The sequence below is a fragment of the Burkholderia sp. AU30280 genome, assembly GCF_020420125.1.
Taxonomy (GTDB): Bacteria; Pseudomonadota; Gammaproteobacteria; order Burkholderiales; family Burkholderiaceae; genus Burkholderia.
The window spans coordinates 112,946-137,951 of record NZ_JAIZRY010000006.1 but is presented as its reverse complement, the minus strand read 5'-3'; the positions used below and the strand labels follow the sequence as shown (position 1 = coordinate 137,951).

General features: G+C 68.2%; 26 protein-coding genes and 1 pseudogene. 22 read left to right on the top strand and 5 right to left on the bottom strand.

The window, feature by feature from the left end; genetic code table 11:
* Positions 1 to 34 precede the first annotated feature (34 nt).
* Positions 35 to 253, top strand: a complete 219-nt coding sequence (locus tag LGN17_RS15745) for a YXWGXW repeat-containing protein (protein WP_175954122.1) — start codon at positions 35 to 37, stop codon at positions 251 to 253.
* A gap of 163 nt (positions 254 to 416) precedes the next feature.
* Positions 417 to 815, top strand: a complete 399-nt coding sequence (locus tag LGN17_RS15740) for a lysozyme inhibitor LprI family protein (protein ID WP_226197615.1) — start codon at positions 417 to 419, stop codon at positions 813 to 815.
* 53 nt (positions 816 to 868) lie between these two features.
* Here LGN17_RS15740 and LGN17_RS15735 read toward each other — a convergent pair whose 3' ends face one another.
* Both LGN17_RS15735 and LGN17_RS15730 read right to left on the bottom strand, forming a co-directional pair.
* The gene (locus LGN17_RS15735) at positions 869 to 2,062 is read right to left on the bottom strand and encodes a tyrosine-type recombinase/integrase (RefSeq protein ID WP_226197614.1); all 1,194 of its coding nucleotides are present in this window, start codon (positions 2,060 to 2,062) and stop codon (positions 869 to 871) included.
* 93 nt (positions 2,063 to 2,155) lie between these two features.
* Positions 2,156 to 2,544 (bottom strand): annotated as a pseudogene (locus LGN17_RS15730) (helix-turn-helix transcriptional regulator); the annotation flags it as partial.
* Positions 2,545 to 2,723: 179 nt separating this feature from the next.
* On the opposite strand from LGN17_RS15730, the gene LGN17_RS15725 reads away from it, so the two are divergent.
* Positions 2,724 to 3,104 carry a DUF4377 domain-containing protein gene (locus LGN17_RS15725; protein WP_226197613.1) on the top strand — a complete coding sequence of 127 codons (381 nt, stop codon included), beginning with the start codon at positions 2,724 to 2,726 and terminating at the stop codon, positions 3,102 to 3,104.
* 9 nt (positions 3,105 to 3,113) lie between these two features.
* On the opposite strand, the gene LGN17_RS15720 is transcribed toward LGN17_RS15725, so the two are convergent.
* Positions 3,114 to 4,502, bottom strand: coding sequence for a DHA2 family efflux MFS transporter permease subunit (locus tag LGN17_RS15720; protein WP_226197612.1), 1,389 nt, complete (start codon positions 4,500 to 4,502; stop codon positions 3,114 to 3,116).
* Between the two features lie 158 nt (positions 4,503 to 4,660).
* On the opposite strand from LGN17_RS15720, the gene LGN17_RS15715 reads away from it, so the two are divergent.
* Positions 4,661 to 5,521, top strand: a complete 861-nt coding sequence (locus tag LGN17_RS15715; RefSeq protein WP_226197611.1) for a LysR family transcriptional regulator — start codon at positions 4,661 to 4,663, stop codon at positions 5,519 to 5,521.
* A 38-nt stretch (positions 5,522 to 5,559) separates the two neighbouring features.
* Here LGN17_RS15715 and LGN17_RS15710 read toward each other — a convergent pair whose 3' ends face one another.
* Entirely contained in the window at positions 5,560 to 5,910 is a 351-nt protein-coding gene (locus LGN17_RS15710) for a VOC family protein (protein ID WP_226197610.1), read from the bottom strand.
* Positions 5,911 to 6,170: 260 nt separating this feature from the next.
* Here LGN17_RS15710 and LGN17_RS15705 point away from each other — a divergent pair, with 260 nt between their 5' ends.
* The 11 genes from LGN17_RS15705 to LGN17_RS15655 all read left to right on the top strand — a co-directional run bounded on the left by LGN17_RS15705 (position 6,171) and on the right by LGN17_RS15655 (position 16,248).
* Positions 6,171 to 7,310: an LLM class flavin-dependent oxidoreductase gene (locus tag LGN17_RS15705; RefSeq protein ID WP_226197609.1), complete on the top strand. Its 1,140-nt coding sequence runs from the start codon at positions 6,171 to 6,173 to the stop codon at positions 7,308 to 7,310.
* Between the two features lie 168 nt (positions 7,311 to 7,478).
* Positions 7,479 to 8,672 carry an acyl-CoA dehydrogenase family protein gene (locus LGN17_RS15700; RefSeq protein WP_226197608.1) on the top strand — a complete coding sequence of 398 codons (1,194 nt, stop codon included), beginning with the start codon at positions 7,479 to 7,481 and terminating at the stop codon, positions 8,670 to 8,672.
* A gap of 10 nt (positions 8,673 to 8,682) precedes the next feature.
* Complete coding sequence (locus tag LGN17_RS15695; protein WP_226197607.1) at positions 8,683 to 10,443, top strand: FAD-dependent oxidoreductase; 1,761 nt, start codon at positions 8,683 to 8,685, stop codon at positions 10,441 to 10,443.
* A complete protein-coding gene (locus LGN17_RS15690; protein WP_226197606.1) occupies positions 10,440 to 10,958 on the top strand; it encodes a flavin reductase family protein in 519 nt (172 codons plus the stop codon). The genes LGN17_RS15695 and LGN17_RS15690 overlap by 4 nt, the downstream gene beginning before the upstream one ends.
* A gap of 15 nt (positions 10,959 to 10,973) precedes the next feature.
* Positions 10,974 to 12,023, top strand: coding sequence for a ferredoxin--NADP reductase (locus LGN17_RS15685; RefSeq protein WP_226197605.1), 1,050 nt, complete (start codon positions 10,974 to 10,976; stop codon positions 12,021 to 12,023).
* Between the two features lie 39 nt (positions 12,024 to 12,062).
* Entirely contained in the window at positions 12,063 to 13,649 is a 1,587-nt protein-coding gene (locus tag LGN17_RS15680; protein WP_319000830.1) for a FadD3 family acyl-CoA ligase, read from the top strand.
* A gap of 24 nt (positions 13,650 to 13,673) precedes the next feature.
* Entirely contained in the window at positions 13,674 to 13,850 is a 177-nt protein-coding gene (locus tag LGN17_RS15675; protein WP_226197603.1) for a hypothetical protein, read from the top strand.
* A gap of 34 nt (positions 13,851 to 13,884) precedes the next feature.
* Positions 13,885 to 14,097: a hypothetical protein gene (locus LGN17_RS15670; RefSeq protein WP_226197602.1), complete on the top strand. Its 213-nt coding sequence runs from the start codon at positions 13,885 to 13,887 to the stop codon at positions 14,095 to 14,097.
* 476 nt (positions 14,098 to 14,573) lie between these two features.
* A complete protein-coding gene (locus tag LGN17_RS15665) occupies positions 14,574 to 15,227 on the top strand; it encodes a hypothetical protein (protein WP_226197601.1) in 654 nt (217 codons plus the stop codon).
* A 381-nt stretch (positions 15,228 to 15,608) separates the two neighbouring features.
* A complete protein-coding gene (locus LGN17_RS15660) occupies positions 15,609 to 15,845 on the top strand; it encodes a FitA-like ribbon-helix-helix domain-containing protein (RefSeq protein WP_014899176.1) in 237 nt (78 codons plus the stop codon).
* The gene (locus tag LGN17_RS15655) at positions 15,832 to 16,248 is read left to right on the top strand and encodes a type II toxin-antitoxin system VapC family toxin (protein ID WP_226197853.1); all 417 of its coding nucleotides are present in this window, start codon (positions 15,832 to 15,834) and stop codon (positions 16,246 to 16,248) included. The genes LGN17_RS15660 and LGN17_RS15655 overlap by 14 nt, the downstream gene beginning before the upstream one ends.
* Positions 16,249 to 16,381: 133 nt before the next feature.
* On the opposite strand, the gene LGN17_RS15650 is transcribed toward LGN17_RS15655, so the two are convergent.
* Positions 16,382 to 17,605 carry a trypsin-like serine peptidase gene (locus LGN17_RS15650; RefSeq protein WP_226197852.1) on the bottom strand — a complete coding sequence of 408 codons (1,224 nt, stop codon included), beginning with the start codon at positions 17,603 to 17,605 and terminating at the stop codon, positions 16,382 to 16,384.
* A gap of 765 nt (positions 17,606 to 18,370) precedes the next feature.
* Here LGN17_RS15650 and LGN17_RS15645 point away from each other — a divergent pair.
* From LGN17_RS15645 to LGN17_RS15615, 7 genes are read left to right on the top strand one after another with little or no spacing between them, the layout of a single operon-like run.
* Positions 18,371 to 19,267 (top strand): VOC family protein, encoded by an 897-nt coding sequence (locus LGN17_RS15645; protein WP_226197600.1) that lies wholly within the window; start codon positions 18,371 to 18,373, stop codon positions 19,265 to 19,267.
* Positions 19,268 to 19,276: 9 nt separating this feature from the next.
* A complete protein-coding gene (locus tag LGN17_RS15640) occupies positions 19,277 to 20,170 on the top strand; it encodes a CoA transferase subunit A (protein ID WP_226197599.1) in 894 nt (297 codons plus the stop codon).
* A 10-nt stretch (positions 20,171 to 20,180) separates the two neighbouring features.
* The gene (locus LGN17_RS15635) at positions 20,181 to 20,978 is read left to right on the top strand and encodes a CoA-transferase subunit beta (RefSeq protein ID WP_226197598.1); all 798 of its coding nucleotides are present in this window, start codon (positions 20,181 to 20,183) and stop codon (positions 20,976 to 20,978) included.
* Between the two features lie 8 nt (positions 20,979 to 20,986).
* Entirely contained in the window at positions 20,987 to 21,913 is a 927-nt protein-coding gene (locus LGN17_RS15630) for an enoyl-CoA hydratase (RefSeq protein ID WP_226197597.1), read from the top strand.
* Positions 21,910 to 22,998 carry an NAD(P)H-dependent flavin oxidoreductase gene (locus LGN17_RS15625; protein ID WP_226197596.1) on the top strand — a complete coding sequence of 363 codons (1,089 nt, stop codon included), beginning with the start codon at positions 21,910 to 21,912 and terminating at the stop codon, positions 22,996 to 22,998. The genes LGN17_RS15630 and LGN17_RS15625 overlap by 4 nt, the downstream gene beginning before the upstream one ends.
* Before the next feature lie 25 nt (positions 22,999 to 23,023).
* Positions 23,024 to 23,833 carry an enoyl-CoA hydratase family protein gene (locus tag LGN17_RS15620; protein ID WP_226197595.1) on the top strand — a complete coding sequence of 270 codons (810 nt, stop codon included), beginning with the start codon at positions 23,024 to 23,026 and terminating at the stop codon, positions 23,831 to 23,833.
* A complete protein-coding gene (locus LGN17_RS15615; protein WP_226197594.1) occupies positions 23,830 to 24,999 on the top strand; it encodes an acyl-CoA dehydrogenase family protein in 1,170 nt (389 codons plus the stop codon). The genes LGN17_RS15620 and LGN17_RS15615 overlap by 4 nt, the downstream gene beginning before the upstream one ends.
* The last annotated feature ends 7 nt before the right edge of the window (positions 25,000 to 25,006 follow it).

The following is a 25,006-nucleotide window of genomic DNA, read 5'->3' as shown; positions in this document are numbered from 1 at the left end:
ACCATCCACTACACAAAAGGGAGAATCCAGGATGATCAAGATCCGATCCGTTTCGCTCGCCATGCTGGTGACGGCCAGTGCGGCGCTGATGTCCGCATGCGTGGTCGAACCCGTGCGGCCGCCACAGCCGGCGCCCGTCGCCGAGGTGCCGCCTCCGATGCCTGCGCCGGGCTATCGCTGGGAGAAGGGGCATTACCGGTGGGCCGGCAACCACTGGGCATGGGTGCCCGGGCATTGGGTGGGCGTGTACTGATCGAGTGTGACGCGCCGTGTGGCGCAGGTGCCGGGAAGGCGAGCCGCGTATTGAAATGCGACGCGCGTTGACCTAAGCTCGCGGGTCGCGGCGACGGGCAGGCCCGTTCGCACGTCAGGGCGAGCCGATCCGCGGCCGCCGCCTTCTTCGTTACGGCACCTACATGAAAGCATGGCTCGTTGCGCTGGCCGTCGCGGCCGGCATGACCGGCGCGCACGCCGCGTCGTTCAACTGCGCGAAGGCGTCCACGTTCGTGGAGCGCGAAATCTGCGCCAATCCGACGTTGTCGCGTCTCGACGATGCGCTCAACGCGGATTACCAGCGCATGCTCTACGATTTCAGCAACTATCCGGTCGAGGATCCGCCCGAGTACGAGCAGTTCATGGCGACGCAGAGGGCGTGGCTGAAGGCGCGTAACCGCTGCACGACGACGCAGTGCCTGGTCGACAGTTACCGCAAGCGCATCGACGTGGTGTGCGGGCAGATCGACTGGCACGTGAAAGGCGACCGCGCGAAATGCCGCGGCAACGGTGGCCTCGGCGGGCTCGAACTCGATCACTGAGCGCGGACACGCTGCGCGAGCCTCGACCCGCGACCCATCGGATCGGCGCACACCTACCACCCGATCCGGTGCTTCTCCTCCGTCTCGCGATGCCGCCAGTCGTCGTCCGCATGCAGGTACTGGCTCGTCGTCGTGAGCGACACGTGGCCGAGGTTGTCGCGCACGAGCCGCAGGTCGACGTGGCCGTCGGCCATATGCGAGCCCGCGCTGTGTCGCAGCCAGTGTGCGGACGCCTGTTCGAGCACGCGCGCCTGTTGTTCGCCGGCTTCGCCGTTCGCGCGCAGCCGGTCGGCCGCGTGCCGGAACACCTGCTTCACGATCCGGTGCAGCGCTGCGCGCGTGAGCGGCTGGCGCGCCTGGCCGACCGGCAGCACGAGCGGCGTGGGCTCGCCGTCGGACGGCAAGGCGGGCAGGCCATGCGCGCGCCGGTAACGCGCCAGCTCGGCCATCATTTCGTCGGTGGCCGGCACGAGCCGCTGCCGGCCGCCTTTGCCCGCGACATCGAGCCACCAGCGGTCGCGCCCGTCCGCATCGCGCCGGCAGAAGAACTGGCCCATCGTCGTATTGGCCGCTTCGGTGATGCGCAGCCCGCCGAGATACAGCAGCGTGAACAGCCAGCGCGCGCGATCCGCATGGAAGCTCGCCCGCGCATCGTCGCGCGGCATCGCGGCGATAGCATCCTTGACCGACTGCCACAGCGGCTGCCCGAGATGGCGCGTGACGCGCGGCGCGGGCCGGCGCTGCCGCTGCCGCGACAACGCGAGCGGATTGCCGGCCAGATAGCCGGCCTGCACGAGCCACGAGAACATCACGTTCAGGATCACTAACGCCTGCCGCTGGCTGGCCGCCGACAGCGGCCCGTAGAACGGCCGCCAGCGCGGATCGTCGCGCGGATGCTTGCGCCCGCCGTTCGCGCACCACAGCTCGGCCGGCTCGGGGGCGAGCAGGAACTGCCGGTAGACGGCCAGATCTTCGTGCGTGAGCGACGACAGCGGCTTGCCGCACGCGATCACGGCCCACAGAAGCAGGCGTTCCGCTTCCTTGCGGTAGTTCTGGAACGTGGTCGGCGTATCGACGAAGCGGGCGAGCCAGGCGCGCACCGCGTCGAGGTCGTTGGTCGCGGCGATCTGCGGATGCGCGCAGTTCGAGCGGTTGGTGCCCGTGCGTCCGTCGAGCGCGGCCGGCACGGTCAGCGCATCGATCGGCAGCGGGCGCAGCGCGGTGTCGGACGGAACGGGCGAGGTCATGCGAAGTGGGGACGCTGTGCGGATCGTTCGCGTGGGGCCGGGCGGACGAACGCAGTGTGATCAGGCATATCGGGAAGCGTGGATGGTACACGATCATCCCACGGTGAATCCGCCGTCGTGACGACGGCAACGCACCTCACCCCAGCGCGGCACGCTGTTCAGCAACGTCCTGACGAGCGTCGCCTGCCGCGTGACGCCCGTCTTCGGAAAAATCGCGCGCGGGTGCGAGCGCGCGGTGTGCTTGCTGATCGCGAGCGCGGCGGCCGCTTCCTCGAGCGTCTGCCCGTCGACGAGCGCGAGCGCCAGTGCGGTTTCAGCCGGCGTGAGGTCGAACCGCTTGCGCACGATGCCGTGCGACGCCTGCGACTTGCGTTTGGCATCGCGGATGAAGATCGCGCCGGCCCCCGCGGATTGTCTTCCGACCATTCGCTGAGCGGCACCGCGCGGATCGGCACGCGGAGCGGCGGCTTGCCGGACCGGCGCGGCCCGGGCGAGCCGCCGGCGGCGATGCGCACGGCTGAACCGGATCACCACAACGTATCGGCTCGCGCGCGGCATCCCACGAATGAACGTGGTGGATTGCCTTCTGTAAGCTATTTGTGAACTTTCTTGCCGTAGGGGGCCTCTAATCGGCCCTTCAACGCTTCCTGAGGAACATCAGATGATTCGCCAGTCCAGAACGCTGCTCGGCGCGGCCGTCATTGCCGGTAGCACGCTCCTCGCCGGATGCCAGGCCGACGCCGTCGCGACGGCGCCGAACGCGATGCGCCCGGCCGACAGCAAGCCGGTGACCAAGACCGTCCAAGTTGCGCCGCAGTCCGCGCGCTGCACGGGCGTCGCGCCGATGGAGTGCCTGCAGGTGCGCAACGGCCCGAACGAGCCGTGGAGCCTGTGGTACGCCGGTATCGAAGGCTTCGCGTACCAGCCCGGCTACCTGTACACGCTCGAAATCGACGAATACCGCGTCGCGCAGCCGCCGGCCGACGGATCGTCGATCCGCTGGGTGCTCAAGCGCGTCGTCGAGCGCCGCCAGGTGAACTGACGGCCGCGCTTACGCGGACGGGCGCGCGGCGGCGCTGGCCGGCGGGGCGGCCGCATCGATCCGCCGGAACACGACGGACGACAGCAGCGTCACCACGCCCATGCACGTGAACGACAGCATGAACCCGTGCGCCATCGAGCCCCGATAGGCGGCGAACAGGTTGACGAGGCCGCCGCCGATCGATACGCCGAGCCCCATCGCCAGCATCTGCATCATCGTGAACAGGCTGTTGCCGCTGCCGGCGTCGGCGTGCGACAGCCCCTTCAACGTCACGCCGTTCATCGCCGCGAACTGCATCGAGTTTGCCGCGCCGAACACGATCAGCAGCGCGCCTTCCAGTAGCGGCGCGGGCCGCGCCGACACCAGCGCGAACCCCGCGATCGCGCACCCGACGATCCCCGTATTCACGACCAGGAACGCTGCGTAGCCGAAACGCTTCACGAGCGGCGCGATCCAGCGTTTCGCGATGACGCCCGCGATCGCGGCCGGCAGCATCATCAGCCCCGACTGCAACGGCGTGTAGCCGAGCTGCACCTGCATCAGCAGCGGCAGCATGAACGGCACCGAGCTCGTGCCGATCCGGCACAGCAGATTCCCAAGCAGCCCCGAACCGAAGTTCGGCTCGCGGAACAGCCCGAGCCGGAACAGCGGCTGCGTGCGCCGCCGTGCGTGCGGCAGGTAGGCGAGCGCGCTCGCCAGGCCGAGCACGGCGAGCCCGGCCGCCCACGCGGCGCGATGCGCGGGCATCGGCGGGTCGATCGCGAGCGACAGCGCGATCATCGCGGCCGACAGCAGCGCACAGCCGACGAAGTCGAACGGCGGCGGCTGTTGTGCCTGGTCGTGCGGCAGGTAGCGCTGCACGGCGAGGAAGCCGACCACGCCGACCGGCACGTTGACGATGAACACCCAGTGCCACGAAATCGCCTGCGTCAGCCAGCCGCCGAGCGTCGGCCCGACGATCGGCCCGAGCTGGCCGGCGATCGACACGAACGCGATCGCCGCGACGTACTGTTCGCCCGGCACGCGGCGCAGCACGGCGAGCCGCCCGATCGGCAGCAGCATCGACCCGCCGATGCCCTGCAGCGCGCGCGCGGCGACGAGCTGGCCGAGCGTATGCGACGCCGCGCAGCCGATCGATGCCAGCACGAACACGAGAATCGCGAGCGAGAACACCCGGCGCGTGCCGAACCGGTCGGCCAGCCATCCGGACGCCGGCGTGAGCATCGCCATCGTCAGCGTATAGACGACCACGACGGGCTGCATCGCAAGCGGCGACGCGTGCAGGCTTTGTGCGATCGAAGGCAGGGCGGTGTTGACGATCGTCGTGTCGAGCGACTGCATGAAGAACGCAGCGGCGACGATCCAGAGCAGCGCGGAGTGTGTGGGTTCCCGGGACATGGCGAAATCGGTGGTGCAAAGGCCGGCGCGGGTGGCGCCTTGACGCGGTCGCGCGGCGCCTGCCGGTCTTCAAGCGCACGATGGTACCGATTCCGATGGTCATCGGGAAGCTGCCTGAAGGCGTTGACTGTCATCGGTAATGCCGATGACAATGCGCCATGCTCAATCCCGTCTGGCTCAACACGTTCGCGACCGTCACGAATTGCCGCAGCTTCACCGAAGCGGGCCGGCAGCTCGGGCTCAACCAGTCGAGCGTCAGCGAACACATCCGTCGTCTCGAAGAGAGCGTCGGCCGGCGGCTGTTCGTGCGCGACACGCATTCGATCGCGATGACGGCTGACGGCGAGGCGCTGCTCGTGCATGCGAACGTGATCCTGCAGGCGCTGAACCGCGCGGAATCGCAGTTCCGCAAGCCGAGGCTGCGGGGGCGGGTGCGGCTCGGCGCGCCGGACGACCTCGCGCTCGTCGCGTTGCCGGATGTGCTCGCCGCGTTTCGCGCCGCGCACCCGGACGTCGCGCTGGAGATCACCACCGGCATGACGAGCCGGCTCTATGAAGGGCTGGACGCGGGCGCGCTCGACCTGATGATCGGCAAGCGGCGGCTCGGCGAGCGGCGCGGCACGCCGCTGCTGCGCACGCGGCTCGAATGGGTCGCGCGGCCCGGCACCGTCGTCGATCCGGAGCGGCCGCTGCCGCTCGTGCTGGTCGCCGAGCCGAGCGTGACGCGCGCGATCGTCCTGAACGCGCTGGCGGAGAAGGGCATCGGCTGGGAAGTCGTGTGCTCCAGCAGCAGCCAGCCGGGCTGCATCGCGGCCGCCCGTGCGGGGCTCGGCCTGACCGCGACGTCGCATTATTTGTCGACGCGTGGGCTCGCGCCGCTGGTCAACGGCGACGCGCTGCCCGTGCTGCCCGACATCGAATTCATCGCGCTGGCCGCGAAGCGGCTCAGCCAGCCGGCGCGCACGCTGCTCGAGTTGCTCGAAGCGAGCGACCTGAGCACGCCGGGCGCGGACGCGTAACGGCCCTGCCACGCGCGCGGCGCCCGCGCCGCATGCCGTCATGCGGCCCGTTTCTGCGAAATCACGAACAGCGCGCCGTTCTTGTCCTCCAGCACCGCACGGTATTCGTGCGGCCCGGCCTGCACGGGCACGCGCACCGACGCACCGGCCTTCACGACCCGCGCCATCGCCGCATACAGGTCGTCCTCCTCGTCGACGCGCAGCGTGAGCGCCGCGCGCTCGACGATTTGCTCGTCGCCCGCGACCAGCGCGATCGTCAGCGGGCCGCCGTCGAGCGCGCAATAGCGGTCGCCGTCGCGGAACGTCACGTTCAGGCCGAGCCCGTCGACGAACAGCGGCAGCGCCGTGTCGATGTCGTCGACCGGATACAGCAGCATCGATACCTTCATCCCGGTTCTCCCTTGTCTTGATGTGGGCGGCGTGCAACGTGCCGCCTTTCGATGCTAGCGCGCCGCCTGCGCGCTCACGCAGTCCGATCGGATGATCGTGAAACCCCGCTGTCCCCGCACGCATGCCGTTACTCCAAACAGACGATGTCCGCACCGGCCCGCGCGCCGACACTCCCATTCGTGGACCGTCGCGCTTCGTCCGTATCGTGCGGGCGGGCTGCACGACCCCGACTCGTCCAACCTACATGGAGACGCACGCAATGAAGTTTTCCCTCATCTACGAAGCCCAGACCACCGACGCATCGCGCGAGGGCGACCACCGGGTGTTCAAGGAAACGGTCGAACAGGCGCTGCTGGCCGAGCAGGTCGGCTTCGACACGATCTGGTGCGTGGAGCACACGTCGCTCACAAACTATGCGCACATGAGCGCGCCGGAAACCTTCCTTGCGTACCTGGCCGGCCGCACGACGCGCATCGGCCTCGGCCACGGCGTCGTGTGCCTGCCGCCGGCGATGAACCACCCGATCAAGGTCGCGGAGCGTGTGGCACTGCTCGACATCCTGTCCGGCGGCCGTGTGCACTTCGGCGTCGGCAAGGGCGGCAGCCAGCAGGAAGCCGGCGCGTTCGGCTATGACCTCAACGAACTGCAGCCGATGATCGACGAATCGATGTACCTCGTGCCGAAGATGTTCGTGCAGGACGAGATCGAGCACGACGGCAAGTACATCAGGATTCCGAAGCGCCCGATCCACCCGAAGCCGTTCCAGGATCCGCACCCGCCGATGTACCTCGCGTGTACCAACACCGATGCGCTGCTGCGCGCCGGCCAGCGCGGGATGGGCGCGCTGGTGCTCGGCTTCGGCGGCCCCGACGAAGTCGCGAAGAAGAACGCCGTGTATCGCGAAGCGTGGGCGAACCGCAAGCCGGAAGACCAGGTCGGCTTCCGCGCGACCCAGCATCTCGCGGCGCTGTGCCCGACGGTCGTGATGGCCGACGGCCAGGCCGCCCGCAAGATCGGCATCCGAGGCCAGCGCTACTTCATGGAATCACTCGCGTACTGGTACACGGGCGGCGAGCGTCCGGACCCGGCGAAGTGGGGCGACGACCTCGTGCAGGCCGACACCGGCGAGATGGTGATCCGCTCGCGCTTCGCATCGGAGGAAGTCGTCGTGAACTTCGCCGACCCGGCGCTCGCGATGATGAACCCGAACCATGCGTACGGCACGGTGGACGACTGCATCGGCTATGTCGGCCGCCTGCAGGAAGCCGGCGTCGACGAAGTGCTGTTCCTGTGCCAGATGGGCACGGTACCGCACGACGCGCAGATGGAGACGATCCGCAACATCGGCGAGCACGTGATCCCGTTCTTCAACAAGGAGCAGGTGCGCGCCTGCGCGTGATGCGCCGGGCCGCGCGCGTCGTCCCGTCCGGTCGGACGATGCGGCGCGGCCGCGCGAAGCCGACCATCGGTGGCGGCGAGCATCGCCCGCGGCCAGGCCGCACCGAACAACTTTGAACGAGAGCGGGGCACGCGCCGCGGCGCATCACCCGCTTCACAGGAGACATTCGTGCATCGCGACAACGATTCGAACGCGCTGGCCGCCACGCTGATCGCCCGGGCCGAGGCGCTGGCGCCGACGCTGGCCGGCCGCGCCGCGCAGGCGGAAGCGCAGGGCCGCATCCCGGCCGAGACGATCGCCGACATGCAGGCCGCCGGCTTCTTCAAGGTGCTGCAGCCGAAGCGCCATGGCGGCTACGAGCTCGATCCGCAAGTCTTCTTCGACATCCAGATGGCGCTCGCGCGCGGCTGCATGTCGACTGCGTGGGTGTACGGCGTCGTCGGCGTGCACAACTGGCAGCTCGCGCTGTTCGACGAGCGCGCGCAGCAGGATGTGTGGGGCAACGACCCGGCGACGCTGATCGCGTCGACCTACATGCCGGTCGGCCGCGTGACGCCGGTCGACGGCGGCTTCCGCCTGTCGGGCCACTGGAAGTTCTCGAGCGGCAGCGAACTGTGCGAATGGGTGTTCCTCGGCGCGCTGGTGCCGCCGGCCGAAGCCGGCCAGCCGCCCGAATACCGCACCTTCCTGCTGCCGAAATCCGACTACCGGATCCGGCAGGACTGGGACGTGATCGGCCTGCGCGCGACGGGTAGCCACGACATCGTCGTCGACGACGCATTCGTGCCCGCGTACCGCACGCACAAGGCGATCGACGGGATGATGGGCACGAGCCCGGGCCTCGCCGTCAACGACGCGCCGCTGTTCAAGCTGCCGTTCGCGCAGATCTTCGTGCGTGCGGTGTGCACGTCGTGCATCGGCGCGCTGCAGGGCGCACTCGACGATTTCACCGGCTATGCGGCGACGCGCGTGTCGGCCAACAGCGGCGCGAAGACGACCGACGATCCGGGCGCGCAGACCGCATGCGCGAACGCGGCGGTCGCGATCGACGAGATGACGGTGCTGCTCAAGCGCAATTTCGCGGAACTGATGGCGTCGGTCACCGGCGGCCCCGCCGTGTCGATCGAGCGCCGCGTGCATTTCCGCTACCAGTCCGCGCAGGTCGCGGAGCGCTGCGCGCAGGCCGCGAACGCGCTGCTGCGCTACGCGGGCGGCAACGGCATCTATCACCGCAATCCGCTGGTGCGCCGCTTCCTCGACCTGCACGCGGCCCGCGCGCACTACGCGAACAACGTGGACCGCTTCGGCCAGAACCTCGGCGCCGTGATGCTTGGCCGCGAGAACACCGACTTCTTCATCTGACGGAGACGCGATGAACGACCCGCAAGCACCGCAATACGTGTTCGACGTGGTGGTCGTCGGTTCGGGCGCGGGCGCGCTGCTCGCCGCGTGCCGCGCGGCCGACCGCGGCCTGTCCGTCGTCGTGATCGAGAAGACGGCGCTGTACGGCGGCACGTCGGCCGTCTCCGGCGGCGGTATCTGGGTGCCGTGCAATCACCATATCGCCGAGCTCGGCGCGACCGATTCGCGCGAGGCCGCGCGCGGTTATATCGCAGCCTGCGTGGCCGGCGAATCGACGCCAGAGAAGCTCGACACGTATCTCGACCGCGCGCCGGAGATGCTGCGCTACCTGGAATCGAAGACGCCGGTGCGTTACCAGTCGTTGCCGAAGTACGCGGACTATTTCCAGAAGGTGCCGGGCGCGATGCCGGGCTACCGCGCGCTCGATCCGCTGCCGTTCGACGGCGGGCTGCTCGGCGCCGAATTCGACCGGCTGCGGCCGGCGTCGCCCGGCACGCTGATCGGCGGGCGCGTGGCGGTGACGTCGAAGGAGGCGCACACGCTGTTCTCGCGCGGCCCCGGCTTCATGAAGCTCGCGATCGCGCAGTTCGGCCGCTACTGGCTCGATGTCGGGATGCGCCGCCGCACGCGGCGCGACCGGCGCCTGACGCTCGGCAACGCGCTGATCGGCGGGCTGCGCCGTGCACTGCTCGATCGCAATGTACCCGTGTGGCTCGATACGCCGATGCGCGACCTGCTCGATGCGGACGGCCGCGTGACGGGCGTGCGCGCGCAGCGCTTCGGGCAGCCCGTGACGATCGCCGCGCGGCGCGGCGTGATCCTCGGCGCGGGCGGCTTCGAGCGCAACCAGCCGATGCGCGAGCGCTACCTGCCGCAGCCGACGCAGGCGCAGTGGAGCGCGACGCCGCCGGCCAATACCGGCGACGCGATCGCCGAAGGCCACCGGCTCGGCGGGGCGCTGGCGCTGATGGCGCACGTGTGGGGCGCGCCGACGGTCGGTGTCGCGGGCGAGGAGAAGCAGCGCGCGCTGTTCGTCGAACGCAACCTGCCGGGCTGCGTGATCGTGAACGGTCTCGGCAAGCGCTTCGTCAACGAAGCCGCGCCGTATTCCGAATTCGTGCCGGCGATGTATCGCGACCATGCGCGCACCGGCGCGAGCGTGCCCGCCTGGATGGTGTTCGACGCGCGGTTTCGCCGCAAGTATCCGTGCGGCCCGATCATGCCGGCGTCGATGATGCCCGATTCCCGGATTCCGGCCGCGTTCCGCGACGTGATCGTGAAGGCCGACACGATCGACGCGCTGGCCGCGCGCATCGGCGTCGATGCAGCCGGCCTGCACGACACGCTGCGCGACATGGCGCGCTACGCGGCCACCGGGATCGACGAGGCATTCGGCAAGGGCGACAACCTGTTCGACACGTACTACGGCGATCCGCGGAACAAGCCGAACCCGTGCCTCGGGCCGGTCGAGCAGGCGCCGTTCTACGCCGTGCGGATCGATGCGGGCGACATCGGCACGAAGGGCGGGCTCGTCACCGACATGCACGCCCGCGTGCTGCGCGCCGACGGCGAGCCGATCGACGGCCTCTATGCGATCGGCAACACCAGCGCATCGATGATGGGCGCGAGCTACCCCGGCGCGGGCTCGACGCTCGGCCCGGCGATGACCTTCGGGTATCTCGCCGCCGACCACCTGGCTGCTCGCGCAGCCGACGCCGGCGGCCGGCCCGCCCGGCCATCCACGACTGAACTTGACGGAGTCCGACCATGAGCGACCTCACCCCCCATCCGCTGCGCACCGACATGCTGCTCGCGATGCGCCGCCTCGCGCGCTCCGTCACGGTCATCAGCAGCGCGCACGACGGCCGGCGCTACTCGATGTCCGCGACGGCGGTCGATTCGCTGTCGACCGAGCCGCCTTCGCTGCTGATCTGCATCAACCGCAGCGCGTCGCTGTATCCGCCGCTCGACGCGGGCGCCGGGTTCTGCGTGAACGTGTTGTCGGCGGCCCACGAAGGCATCGCGATCGACTGCAGCGGCCGCCTGAAGGGCGAGGCGCGCTTCACGACCGGCGACTGGCACACGTCGCCGCACGGCGTGCCGTATCTGCGCGACGCGCAGGCGAGCCTCGTGTGCGAACAGGACGGCCGCTTCGAATACGGCACGCACACGGTGTTCATCGGGCGTATCCGCGAGGTGCTGATGAGCGGCGATGTCGATCCGCTCGTCTATCTCGACGGCGCCTACACGACGCCCGGCGCGCCGGTGGCCCGTGCGGCCGCGTGACGTGAGGAGCCGGCCATGAGCGATTCGCGCTTCCATCGGCTGACCGTTGCCGACGTGATTGCCGAAAGCGACGACGCGTGCTCGTTCGTGTTCGACGTGCCGGCCGCGTTGCGCGACGCATTCGCGTACCGGCCCGGCCAGTTCCTGACGCTGAACGTGCCGTGCACGGACGCGACCGTCGCGCGCTGCTATTCGCTGTCGAGCGCGCCCGGCATCGACGCCGCGCCGAAGATCACCGTCAAGCGGGTGCGCGACGGCCGCGCGTCGAACTGGCTGTGCGAGCGCGTGAGGGCGGGCGACACGCTCGACGTGCTGCCGCCGGCCGGCGTGTTTACGCCGCGCACACTCGACGGCGACCTGCTGCTGTTCGCGGGCGGCAGCGGCATCACGCCCGTGCTGTCGATCCTGAAATCGGCGCTCGTGCACGGACGCGGGATGCTGACGCTGATCTATGCGAACCGCGACGAACGCTCGGTGATTTTCCGCGACGAACTGCGGCAACTCGCGCAGCGCCATCCGGGCCGCGTGCGCGCGATCCACTGGCTCGACAGCGTGCAGGGCATCCCGCAGCAGCGCCATCTCGAGGAACTCGCGCGGCCGTTCAGCCGGCAGGAGACGTTCATCTGCGGGCCCGCGCGGTTCATGGAGAACGCGCTGGCCGCGATGCTCGGCCTCGGGTTGCCGCGGGCCCGCGTGCACGTCGAGCGTTTCGCGTCGCTGCCCGATGCGCCGGCGCAGGCTGCCGAGACGGCTGCGTCGAGCGCAGCGGCGGCCGCGGCGTCGCGCGACGTCGCGGCGATCGAGACGGTGCTCGACGGCGACGCGTTCGCGTTCGACAGCGCCCCCGGCGAAACGCTGCTCGACGCGATGCTGCGCGCGGGCGTACCGGCGCCGAATTCCTGCCGGATGGGGCAATGCGGCGCGTGCATGTGCCGGATCGAGCGCGGCGAGGTCGCGCTCGACGGCAACCACGCGCTCGACGATGACGAGGTCGCGGCCGGCTGGACGCTCGCCTGCTGCGCACGGCCCGCGAGCGACGCACTGCGCGTGGTGTTTCCCGACTGAGCCGTGGCGCGCCGGCGGCGCGCACGGCCACCCTGATCGATGACGATGGACAACGAAATCCTGACCACGCCCGCGCTGATCGCACGGGCAGCCGCGCGCCACGGCGCGCATCCGGCGATCGAGTCGGAGCATGGCCGGCTGACCTACGCGGAGCTCGACACGGCGCGCCTCGACGCGGCCCGCGCGCTGCTCGCGAGCGGCATCGCGGCCGGCGACCGCATCGCGGTGTGGGCGCCGAACCTGCCGCAATGGATCGTCGCGGCGCTGGCGATCCACACCGTCGGCGCGATCCTCGTGCCGGTGAATACGCGGATGAAGGGGATGGAGGTGGGCGGCATCCTGCACGACGGCGGCGCACGGCTGCTGTTCTGCTGCGGCACCTTCCTCGGCGAATCCTATCCGGCCATGCTCGCACCGCACCGGCCCGCGACGCTCGAGCGCGTCGTCGTGTTCGACGATGAGCCGCCGCCCGGTGCGCGCGACGAGACCTGGAACGCGTTCCTCGCGCGCGGCGCCGAGGTGCCGCTGGCCGCGGTGCGCGAACGCGAGGCGCAGGTGACGCCCGACACCGTGATGGACCTGATGTTCACGTCCGGCACGACCGGCCGCCCGAAGGGCGTGATGACCGCGCACGGCCAGAACCTGCGCGCCGCGCAGGCGTGGGCGGCGATCGCGGGCGTGCGCCACGACGACCGCTACCTGGTCGTCAATCCGTTCTTCCACACGTTCGGCTACAAGGCCGGCTGGCTCGCCGCGCTGTCGAGCGGCGCGACCGTGCTGCCGCATCTCGTGTTCCAGCCGGACGACGTGCTGCGGCGCGTTGCCGACGATCGCGTATCGGTGCTGCCCGGCCCGCCGACGCTGTACTACGCGCTGCTCGACGCCCCCGACCGCGCGACGCGCGACCTGTCGTCTCTGCGGATCGCGGTGACGGGCGCGGCGGCGATCGCGCCAAGTCTGATCGAACGGATGCGCGCGGAGCTCGGCTTCGAGACGGTGCTGACCGGCTACGGACTGACCGAATCGTGCGGCTTCGCGACGCTGTGCCGTCAGGGCGACGATGCCCAGACGGTTGCCTGTACGTCCGGCCGGCCGATGCCGGATGTCGAGCTGCGCATCGCGGGGCCGGACGGCGCGCCGCTCGGGCCGGACGAGACCGGCGAGATCTGGGTGCGCGGCTACAACGTGATGCGCGGCTACTTCAACCAGCCGGACGCGACGCGCGAGACCGTCGATGCCGATGGCTGGCTGCATACGGGCGATCTCGGCTGCGTCGATGCGAACGGCAACCTGAAGATTACCGACCGTATCAAGGACATGTTCATCGTCGGCGGCTTCAACTGCTATCCGGCCGAGATCGAGCGGCTGCTCGCCGCACATCCGGCGATTGCGCAGGTTGCGCTGGTCGGCGTGCCCGATACGCGGCTCGGTGAAGTCGGCCACGCGTATGTCGTGCTGCGGCCGGGCGCGCATGCGGACGCCGACGAACTGAACGACTGGGCGCGCCGCAACATGGCGAACTTCAAGGTGCCGCGGCATTTCACGTTCGTCGGGCAACTGCCGACGAGTGCCGCGGGGAAAGTGCTGAAGTACCGCCTGCGGGCGGGGAGCGAGGCCGCGGCCTGAGCGGCGCCGCGACACACGGACGGGATGAACGACAACGGGTTTGCGCAGGGCGCGGTGCTGGTGTTCGGCGGCAGCGGCGGGATCGGGCAGGGTGTCGCGCTCGAGTTTGCGTGCGCCGGCGTGCCGGTCGCGGTGGACTACCGCAGCAAGGCCAACGTGGCCGAGCGTGTCGCGCGCGACGTCGGTTGCCCCGGTCGCTGACAAAGCCTGCCTATCCCTCCTCTTCAGCGCGTCGATGACGCTGGCCGGTTTGCCGATCGGCTCGCATATCGCTTCCGTGCGCGGCACCGACAAGATGCATGCGCACGCATCGGTGTTCACCCTGTCTCGTCACGCAGGATTGCGCATCGGCATCGCGTGCACCCGGCGCGAGGTCGCACTTTTGCAACGTTTCGTCAATGTGTCTCGCCCGACTCGATTGATTGCAACGACGACTTGCACGCGCTGACGGCTTTCCAGCCTAGTTCGGCATGCGTTCCGATCTCGATGCGCGATAGATCAAATCGCGTGTTCCCGCGTGTCCCGCCGAATGCGGATACGTTCCTGAAACATTTCCCCCGGATTGCGACCGTCGTGACCGCCTGTGTGTGACGGTGACGCGCGTCCCGCTTCGGTTTGCGCCGCATGGCACGCGCTTTGCGGTTGACCCGGTGCCGCTGGCGCAAACGAATGTCGCAACAACGATGAGCGCATCTGCGGCATGCAACGACATCGATAGAAACGGGGAATCGGATCGGGCCGCGGGCGCCGTGTGTTGCGGCGCATGCTGTATCGGCCATGCGCACGGGGCAACGCGTTCCCGATCCGTCGAACAGCAAGCGTGCTTGCAAGGTGTCGTGTCGGGGTTCGCATCACGCAGCGCGGCGCAGGCCGCATGCGTTGGCGAGGCGCGCCCGGCACAAGTCGGGGGAGGCGCCCGTGAAAATGACGGTGAACCAATGGGCAGCGGTGGCGGTGATGTGCGCCGCGAGCGCGCACGCGCAGGAGATCTACCTGCAGGGTGGCACGCAGGGCGTCGGCATCGGCGCGGCCGTGAGCTTCAATTCGATGCTGGGTGCGCATGCGGACTTCAATGCGATCGATCTTTCGCATGACTTCACGGTGGCCGGCAATCGCTATCAGGACGACCTGAAACTGCGCCAGGGTGGCCTGTACGCGGACATCTTTCCGTGGCGCGGCAGCGGCTTCCGGGCGACGCTCGGCCTGCGTTTCAACGACGACGAACTGCGCGGCGTATCGGTGCCGACCAATGGGACTTACGTGTTCGGCGGCAAGCGCTATCCGGCGATGCCGGGGATGTACGCGGTGGCGGAAGCGCGCTATCCGGCCGTGATGCCGTATGTCGGGATCGGCTACGGGCATCGGCCGGCGTCGAAGGGGCTCGGATTCGTCGCCGACCTCGGCGTGGCGTACGGGATACCGAAATGTTCGTACACGCTGTCGCCGGAACTCGCGGCCGCGGCCGGGCCGGCGAAGAGCCAGATCCTCGTCGCGAGCGGGCTCGACGAACTGCGGCAGGTGATGTCGCGCTATCGGTGGTACCCGGTGTTGCAGATCGGGATTTCGTATCGGTTCTGAGTGGTCGGGTTGCCGTTGTGCGTGCGGATTTGCCGATAAGGGTTCGACGCCGGTCGCCTGCGATCCCGAATGCGTCGACGGATGGGGGCTGCGTTGCGTGATCGACGCGGCAGCGGTGAATGACGCCACCCTGCGCGAGTCCACGCGTGCCGCCTGTCTGCGAATAGCCGTTCGGCCGTCTTTTACGTCGCTCCGATCTGCCTTACCTTGCGGACAGCAGTGCGACGTGTCGGGCGAACGGCGGAAGTCGGGTGGATTCATGCTGGCTGCTGCCGTTGGCCGACGCCAACCCCGTCTTCCATCCATTCATGACGATGATAGCAATGCTTGCAATTCACCGTCATGGCGCTATCATTGATAGCAACCTGGATGGAGGGACCTATGGCAAATCTTCTGGTGCGTAACGTGGATGACAGTATCGTTCAGAGCCTGCGCGAGCAGGCTGCGGCAAATGGCAGGAGTGCCGAGGCCGAACATCGAGCCATTCTGGCCGATGCACTCGGCCGGCCGAAGCGAAGGACATTTGCGCAAGTGCTGATGAGCATGCCTGATGTTGGCGAAGACGCGGATTTCCAACGTGTTCAGGATTCCGGCGAGGTCAGGCGTGTTTTTGATTGATACGAACGTCATCAGCGAAATCAGAAAGGGAAAGCGCGCGAACAGCGGGGTGCGCGCGTTCTTCCGTGAAGCCGGAAACGACGGCAGCAGTCTCTACCTGTCCGTCGTGACGGTTTCCGAACTACGCCGCGGTGTCGAGATGATCCGCCGCCGCGGCGATACGCGGCAGGCGTCGATACTCGATGCCTGGCTGGCCGCGCTCATGTCCGACTATGCGCCCAACATCCTGCCGATCGACATCGATGTCGGCCAGTTGTGGGGCCACCTGCGTGTTCCGCATCCGGAGCACGCGCTGGACAAGCTGATTGCCGCAACGGCGCTGATCAACGACCTGACGGTCGTCACCCGCAACGTCGGCGATTTCGCGAAGACGGGGGTCCGGCTGGTGAATCCGTTCGACTAGCGTCGCGCGTTCGATCGAAGCGCGGGTTGGCCCAGGGCACCGCAGAGGGCGCGTCGCGTGAAGCGTCGGCCGGCGGTGCCGAATCGGCACGACGAGCGCAATGCCACGCGCGACGCGTTACGTCAGGCTGCCCTCAACACGCTGCCGGCGTGCTGCCGCATACGGTATTCACGAGCGTCACGATGTTGCTGCTCGTGAACGGCGACGCGCCTTGCTGCTTCACCGCGGAGTTCGTATAACCCCAGCTCGTCACGCCGACCACGGTATTGTGCAAGGCTGCGTTGCCGAAGGCCGTGCCGTTGAGTGTCGGCGGCATGCCAAGATTGACGAGCCACGGGCCGCCGCTCGAACCCCCGGTCATCAGCGATCCGATGATCGTGTTGTTCGAGTTGCTGGCGGACACGAAACCTTGCGATTCGTTTCGCTCCATGTAGACGCCGCTATCCAAGGCCACCGGGTAGCCGAGCTGGTCGATCAGCGCGAGTCCTGACGGCGTGTAGCTATAGCCGTTCCATCCATAGCCATACCATCCGGCGCGATTGCCCGCATACGATCCGGCTTGCGGCGACAGCACGATCACGGCCATGTCGTCCTGGCAGATGACGCCGGCGGCAGCGCATGGATCGGTGCCGTCGTAATAGGACGTCATGACGGTGGCGGATGCCGCGTTCCACGTACCGTAGGGTGCGGTTCCGTTACTGTAGGCCGGAACGAATACCCAGTTCGAGTAGAACTGCCGCTGGCCGAAATTCGCGACGCAGTGCGCGGCCGTGACGACCACGCCCGGTTTGATCAGGGAGGCAGAGCACAGGTAGGTCGCGGAGCCGATGTTGAAGAACAGCTTGCCGGCTGCACGGAACGGATAGTAATACTGCGTATTGTCGCCGTTCGCATTCACCTGGCTAGTGGTATATGGCTGATTCGACGATCCGTATTCCTGCGGTTGAACCCCGGACTGACTCAAATCGACTGGCGCGACCAGTTGCACCGGCCTTTGCACGCCGTCTCCGGCGCCGCCTGGCGCATGGCCCGGCACGCCCAGCACTGGCCTGGCGTTGTACATCAGTGAATCCAGCATGGCAGGCGGCGCAACGAGCGGCCTTGGCATCGGCATCGGCAGCGCGTGCTTGAAATCGATTGCGGCAATTTGCAGACCGCGCTCGGGTAACGTGATTTGCGTCACGCTTCCCTGTGTTCTGATCTGCTGGGCCAGCGCGCTGGTTGCGATCAACGAACCGAACGCAGCAACAGCGATTTTATTGATCAATTTGCTCATTTGAATCTCCTTTCGAACTTGCGAGTCGTTCCCTGAGATTCGAAATATCGGTCGAACATTGAGGTGCCCCTCAGATTGCATGAAAATTATGCCGGGCGAATTAAATGCATTGCGAGGACGTTGCGTGGAAAATGCTTCCAATGAACGCTCTTTGTTGTTGCCGAACACCCAGGCGGGTGGAGTGGATGGGGTCTTGTTTTGATTGGCCGTTCAATGACTTCCGCCGATCGAAATGCAACTCGTGCGCCAATTTAATTGCTTGGGGCCATATTCGGTGAAATCGTTCGGAGTCGACGAAATGCGGTCTATGTAATTCCAGTCTTGCCCGGTTTAAATGGATGGCATATCAAATCTACACCGTAAAAATCACTCGACCGTTATAATGTTATTTAATTTGAGTTATTATTTTTTGTAATTTGAATGAAAATAGATTGATTTAAAGGGGGGCGATTGCCGAATGGGTAAAGTGTTTTGCGAATAAATGCGGAGTAATTAATCGAATTAAAACTTTCATTGTTTCAAATGCGCACCGCAAGATTCAATCGAGGGAATCGGTTCGAAAACCGCGCGCGAATTCACCGGAACGGTGGCGAGAAGCCGACGTATCCGGACCGGACAGCCGCTTTTTTTGCCTTCGTCGGTTGCCTGTCCAGCCGATGCCCGCATGCCGGCACACGAACCTGCCGAACCCCCGGCTGACCCAACGCCCGCCGCACCCCCGTCGCGGCCGTTCCGCCCCCGTCCATTTCCTCTCCGCCTCTCGTCCCAACAGACGATGTGACACCCCCCCCCGACCGGCCAGAATCCTTTCACGAACAACGGATTCTGAACCTGGAGGAGGCCGACATGATCGATGTCCGTGCGCTTGGCTACGTCGTCGTCGAGGCGACGCGTGTCGATGCGTGGCGCCGCTACGCGGAAGACGTGCTGGGCATGCAGGCGCTCGACGCGCCCGACGGCGCGCTGTACCTGAAGATGGACGAGCGCGATTTCCGCTACGTGATCGTTCCCGGCTCGACCGACCGCTATTTCGCGTCGGGCTGGGAACTGCCTGACGGCGCTGCGTTCGACGCCGCGCTTGCGGCGCTGCAGTGCGCGGGCGTCGAGCCGATCCGCGCGACGCCCGCCGAAGCCGCGCTGCGCCGCGTGCAGGCGATGGCGTGGTGCACCGACCCGTCAGGCAACCGCCACGAGCTGTACTGGGGGGCGCGCTGCGACTTCCGCCGCTTCGTGTCGCCGCTGGGCGTCTCGCACTTCGTCACCGGCGACATGGGGCTCGGCCACGCGGTGCTGCCCGCGCCGCAGTTCGACGCGACCGACGCGTTCGTGCGCGGCGTGCTCGGCTTCGAGCTGTCCGACATCTATCGCGTGAAGTTCACGCCCCATCCGGCCGAACCCGAGAAACGCATTCACTTCATGCACTGCCGCAACGCGCGTCATCACAGCCTCGCGCTGTTCGAGATGGCCGTGCCGTCGGGCTGCGTGCACGTGATGGCCGAAGTCGACTCGATGGACGAAGTGGGGCGCGCGCTCGATCGCGTGGCCACGCACGACGTGACGATGTCCGCGACGCTCGGCCGTCACTGCAACGACCAGATGATCTCGTTCTACATGAAGACCCCCGGCGGCTTCGATCTCGAATACGGCTTCGGCGGCCTGACGGTCGACTGGTCGAAACACGCGGTGTTCGAGGCTACGAAGGTGAGCCAGTGGGGCCACGATTTCAGCATCGGATACCGGTAAGCCAGCACGATGACGATGAAACCTCTCGACAAGACGATGTCCGCGCGCGACGTGGTCGCGCAACTCGCCGACGGCATGACGATCGGCATCGGCGGATGGGGGCCGCGGCGCAAGCCGATGGCGCTGGTGCGCGAAATCGCGCGCTCGAACCTGAAGGACCTGACGATCGTCGCGTACGGCGGCGCCGATGTCGGGCTGCTCTGCGCGGCGGACAAGGTGCGCAAGGTGGTGTTCGGCTTCGTGTCGCTCGACGTGATTCCGCTCGAACCGCATTTCCGCCGCGCCCGTGAGCACGGCCGCATCGACGTGCTCGAATTCGACGAAGGGATGCTGCAGCTCGGCCTGCGCGCGGCCGCCGCACGCCTGCCGTTCCTGCCGACCCGTGCCGGGCTCGGCACCGCGCTGCTCGATCACGCGCCGCGACTGCGCACGGTGCAGTCACCGTACGACGATGGCGAGACGCTGCTCGCGATGCCCGCGATCGAACTCGACGTCGCGCTGCTGCACGTGAACGCGGCCGACCGGATGGGCAACACGCGCATCGACGGCCCCGATCCGTTCTTCGACGCGTGGATGGCGCGGGCCGCGCAGCGCTGCTACGTGTCGGCGGAACGGGTCGATTCGTCGATTGCGACGGAAGACCTCGACGCCGCGAAGCGCAACCCGTTCGAGCGCTCGCTCGTCACGGGCGTGGTGCACGCGCCGGGCGGCGCGCATCCGACGTCGTGCGGGCCGGCCTACGGCTGGGACCTGCCGCACCTGCGCGCGTACTGCGCCAGCGCGGAAGACGACGCGACAACGACGGCGTACCTTCGCGACGTGGTCGGCCAGGACGAACGCCGGTACCTCGAAGGCGTCGGCGGCCTGTCGCACGTGACGACGCTGCCGTTGCCGATTCTGTAAAGGAGCGCCTGTGAGCGAATCTCTCGACCATTCCCTCGCGGAACTGATGATCGTCGCGTCCGCGCGACTCTGGCGCGACGACGGCGAAGTGCTGGCGACCGGCATCGGCACGGGCCCGCGGCTCGCGGCCGGCCTCGCGCGGCTCGCGTACAACAACGGGCTGATGCTGACCGACGGCGAAGCGTATCTCGTCGAGGAGCCGGTGCCGCTCGGCCCGCGCCCCGACGGCTATCGCATGAAGGCGAGCGGCTGGATGACCTACGAGCGCGTGTTCGACTGCCTGTGGCACGGCCGCCGCCACGCGCTCGTGATGCCGACGCAGATCGACCGTTTCGGCCAGGCCAACATCTCGTGGCTCGGCGACGACTACGCGCGCCCGAAAACCCAGCTGCTCGGCGCACGCGGCTTTCCCGGCAACACGACGAATCATGCGAACTCGTTCTTCGTCAGCGGCCACGGCAAGCGCACGTTCGTCGAACACGAAGTCGACATGGTGTGCACGGTCGGCTACAACCCGGCGCGCCGGCTGCCCGGGATGAAGACCTTCGTCGACCTGCGCAGCATCGTCACCGACCTGTGCGTGATGGATTTCGGCGGGCCCAACCACGCGATCCGCGTGCGCTCGCTGCATCCGGGCGTGAGCTTCGACGAGGTGCAGGACGCGACCGGCTTTCCGCTGATCGCCGCACCCGACATCGGCACGACGGCCCCGCCGAACGCGGAAGACCTGCGCATCGTGCACGCGCTCGATCCGCACAACCTGCGCGCGACGATCGTGCGCAACAATCCGGCGCCGCGCCGGGGATGAGGTCCGACATGGAAGCGACCCAGGTGAGCTTCGGCGACGGTGTCGTCGACTACGCGGTCGACGGCGGCATCGCGACGATTACGATGAACCGTCCCGAGTATCACAACGCGCAGAACTCGAAGATGACGTACGCGCTCGACGCGGCGTTCCGGCGCGCGGCGCACGACGATGCGGTGAAGGCGATCGTGCTCGCGGGCGCCGGCAAGCATTTCTCGGCGGGCCACGACATCGGCACGCCGGGCCGCGACATCCACGAGTCGTTCGACCGCGCATCGCTGTGGTACGACCACGTCGACAAGGACGGCGGCGAATTCCTCTATGCCCGCGAGCAGGAGGTGTACCTCGGGATGTGCCGGCGCTGGCGCGACCTGCCGAAGCCGACGATCGCGATGGTGCAGGGCGCATGCATCGCGGGCGGGCTGATGCTCGCGTGGGTGTGCGACCTGATCGTCGCGTCCGAGGATGCGTGCTTCGCCGATCCGGTCGTGCGGATGGGGATTCCGGGCGTCGAGTATTTCGCGCATGCGTACGAGCTGAACCCGCGCATCGCGAAGGAATTCCTGTTCCTCGGCGAGCGGATGCCGGCCGAGCGCGCGTACCAGATGGGGATGGTCAACCGCGTGGTGCCGCGCGAGCGGTTGCGCGACGCGACCTACGCGATCGCCGCGAGGATCGCGACGATGCCGCGCCTCGGGCTCGCGCTGACCAAGCAGGCGCTGAATCACGTCGAGGAACTGCAAGGCAAGCGCGCGGCGATGGACGCGGCGTTCGCGTGGCATCACTTCGCGCATGCGCACAACGAGCTGGTGAGCGGCGACCGCCTCGGCGGCTACGACGCGCGCAGCATGGCCCGCTCGCAGCGCCAGCCGAACGGCGCGGACCGTAGCGATGCGCACGCGCCCGCGCCGGACGTCGTCAACGGAGCCGCCGCATGAGCACGACGCTGCATACGCCGTTGTGCGACCTGCTCGGCTGCCGCTATCCGATCGTGCAGACCGCGATGGGCTGGGTGGCCGACGCGCGGCTCGTCGCGGCCACCTGCAACGCGGGCGGCTTCGGCTTCCTGGCCGGCGCGACGCTCGAACCCGGGCAGGTCGAGGCCGAGATCCTGAAAGTGAAGTCGCTGACCGGCCAGCCGTTCGGCATCAACTTCCACATGTTCCAGAAGAACGCGCAACAGGTCGTCGAACTGGCGATCAAGCACCGGCTGCGCGCGGTCAGCTACGGCCGAGGGCCTGACGCGAAGACGATCCGCCGCTTCAAGGAGGCCGGCATCGTCTGCATGCCGACCGTCGGCGCGCCGAAGCATGCGGCGAAGGCCGTCGAACTCGGCGCGGACATTGTCACCGTGCAGGGCGCGGAAGGCGGCGGCCACACGGGCTCGGTGCCGACCACGCTGCTGCTGCCGCAGGTGCTCGACGCGGTGCGCGTGCCGGTGGTCGCGGCCGGCGGGTTCTTCGACGGGCGCGGGCTGGCCGCCGCGCTCGCGTATGGCGCGGCCGGCATCGCAATGGGCACGCGCTTCCTGATGAGCACCGAATCGCCGGTGCCGCGCGAGACGCTCGAGCGCTACGTCGCGGTCGGCGACCCGGCGCGCATTCGCGTGTCGGACGCACTCGACGGGCTACCGCAACGGATGATCGACAACCCGTATCTGCTGAAGCTCGAACGTTTCGGCCCGCTGCGCCGCACGCTGTTCGCGCTGAAGACCGCCGAAGCATGGCGACGCCAGAACGGGCTGCGCACGAGCGACATGCTCGGCCTGGCAATCCAGGCGCTGCGCTCGCACGACTACACCGCGAGCCAGACGCTGATGGCCGCGAATGCGCCGTTCCTGATCCGGCGCGCGATCGTCGACGGCCATCCGGATGAAGGCGTGCTGCCGTGCGGCCAGGCGGCCGCGATGATCGGCGCGATCGAATCGTGCGACGCATTGATCGCGCGGATCGTCGCGGAAGCCGTCGAGCGGCTCGACGCACTGGCCGCGCTGCGCGCCGCGCCGGCGGCACAGGCCGCGTGAACACCATCACAGGGAGGCAGAGGAGATGACAGCATCCAACCCACCGGCCGGCGCGACGCCGTTCCGGATCGATCGTGCCGACGGCATCGCCGAACTGGTAATCGCCCATCCGCCCGTGAACGCGCTCGACGCGCAGGGCTGGCACGCGCTCTCGCGGGCGCTCGACGCACTCGGCGAGGACGACGACGTGCGCGTGATCGTCGTGCGCGGCGAAGGCCGCGGCTTCTGCGCGGGCGTCGACATCAAGGAACTGGCCGCGCACCCGGAGCGGATCGTGGCGGTCAACGCGGGCAACTACGAGACGTTTCGCGCGGTGCACCGCAACCCGAAGCCGGTGATCGCGGCCGTGCACGGGTTCGTGCTCGGCGGCGGGATCGGCATCTGCGGCGCGGCGGACATCGTCGTCGCGGCCGACTGCGCACGCTTCGGCGTGCCCGAGATCGACCGGGGCGCGATGGGCGGCGGCGCGCATCTGCAGCGGCTGTTCGGCGTGCAGAAGGTGCGCGCGATGTACTTCACCGGCGACCTGATCGATGCGGCCGAAGCGTACCGGCTCGGCGCGGTCGAGCAGGTCGTGACGCGCGACATGCTGCGCGACGCGGCGCTCGCGATCGCCCGCAAGATCGCGGAGAAGAGTCCGGCGATGGTGCGGCTCGCGAAGGAGGCGCTGAACGGCGTCGAGGACGGCGATCTCGAGGACAAGTACCGCTGGGAGCAGGGCTTCACGCTGCAGGCGTACCTGACGAACGATTCGACGGAGGCGCGCGCCGCGTTCGTCGAGAAGCGCGATGCGCGTTTCGACGCGCAGGCAACCGCCGGGGAGGCACGCGCATGAACCTGGCCTATACGCCGCGACAACAGGCGTTCCGCGCGGAGATCCGCGAATGGCTCGCCGCGCACGTGCCGCGCGAGCGGCTGCCGAGCTTCGACACCGAGGCCGGCTTCGCCGCGCACCGCGAATGGGAGCGCACGCTGCACTCGGGCCGCTGGAGCATGGTCACGTGGCCGCGCGAACTCGGCGGGCGCGGCTGCGACCTGATCGAGTGGCTGATCTTCGAGGAAGAGTACTGGCGTGCCGACGCACCGATGCGCGTGAACCAGAACGGCATCTTCCTGCTCGGCCCGACGCTGATGGATTTCGGCACGGCGGAGCAGAAGGCGCGCTTCCTGCCCGCGATGGCGGCCGGCGAGCACGTGTGGGCGCAGGGCTGGTCGGAGCCGAACGCGGGCTCGGACATGGCCGCGATCCGCACGACGGCCGCCCGCATCGGCGACGAATACGTGCTGAACGGCCAGAAGATCTGGTCGACCCGCGCGGTGTGGGCCGACTGGCTGTTCGGCCTGTTCCGCAGCGACCCGGAATCGTCGCGTCACCACGGGCTCACGTTCCTGATGGTGCCGCTGTCCGCGCCGGGCATCACGGTGCGGCCGATCCGCCAGCTCAACGGGCAGACGGGTTTCGCGGAAATCTTCTTCGATGACGTGCGCGTGCCGGTCGAGAACCGGCTCGCGGCCGAAGGCGCGGGCTGGCAGGTCGCGATGGCGACGGCCGGGTTCGAGCGCGGGCTGATGCTGCGTTCGCCGGCGCGGTTCCAGCGCACCGCACAGGCGCTGCGCGACCTGTATCTCGCCCACCGCGACAGCGCCGACCGCGATCCGACGCTGCGCGAACGGGTGGTGCAGGCGTGGATGGATGCACAGGCGTATGCGCTGTCGACCTACGCGACCGCAAGCCGGCTGCTGAAGGGCGGCCATATCGGCGCGGAGTCGAGCACCAACAAGGTGTTCTGGTCGGAGCTCGACCTGCGCATGCACCAGACCGCGCTCGACATCCTCGGTGCGCACGGCGAGGTCGTCCCGCAAACGGCCGCGCAGCACGCGGCGCTCGGCCACTGGCTCGACGGCTTCCTGTTCGCGCAGGCCGGCACGATCTACGCGGGCACCAACGAGATCCAGCGCAACATCGTCGCCGAACGGATGCTCGGCATGCCGCGCGCCTGAGCGCGCC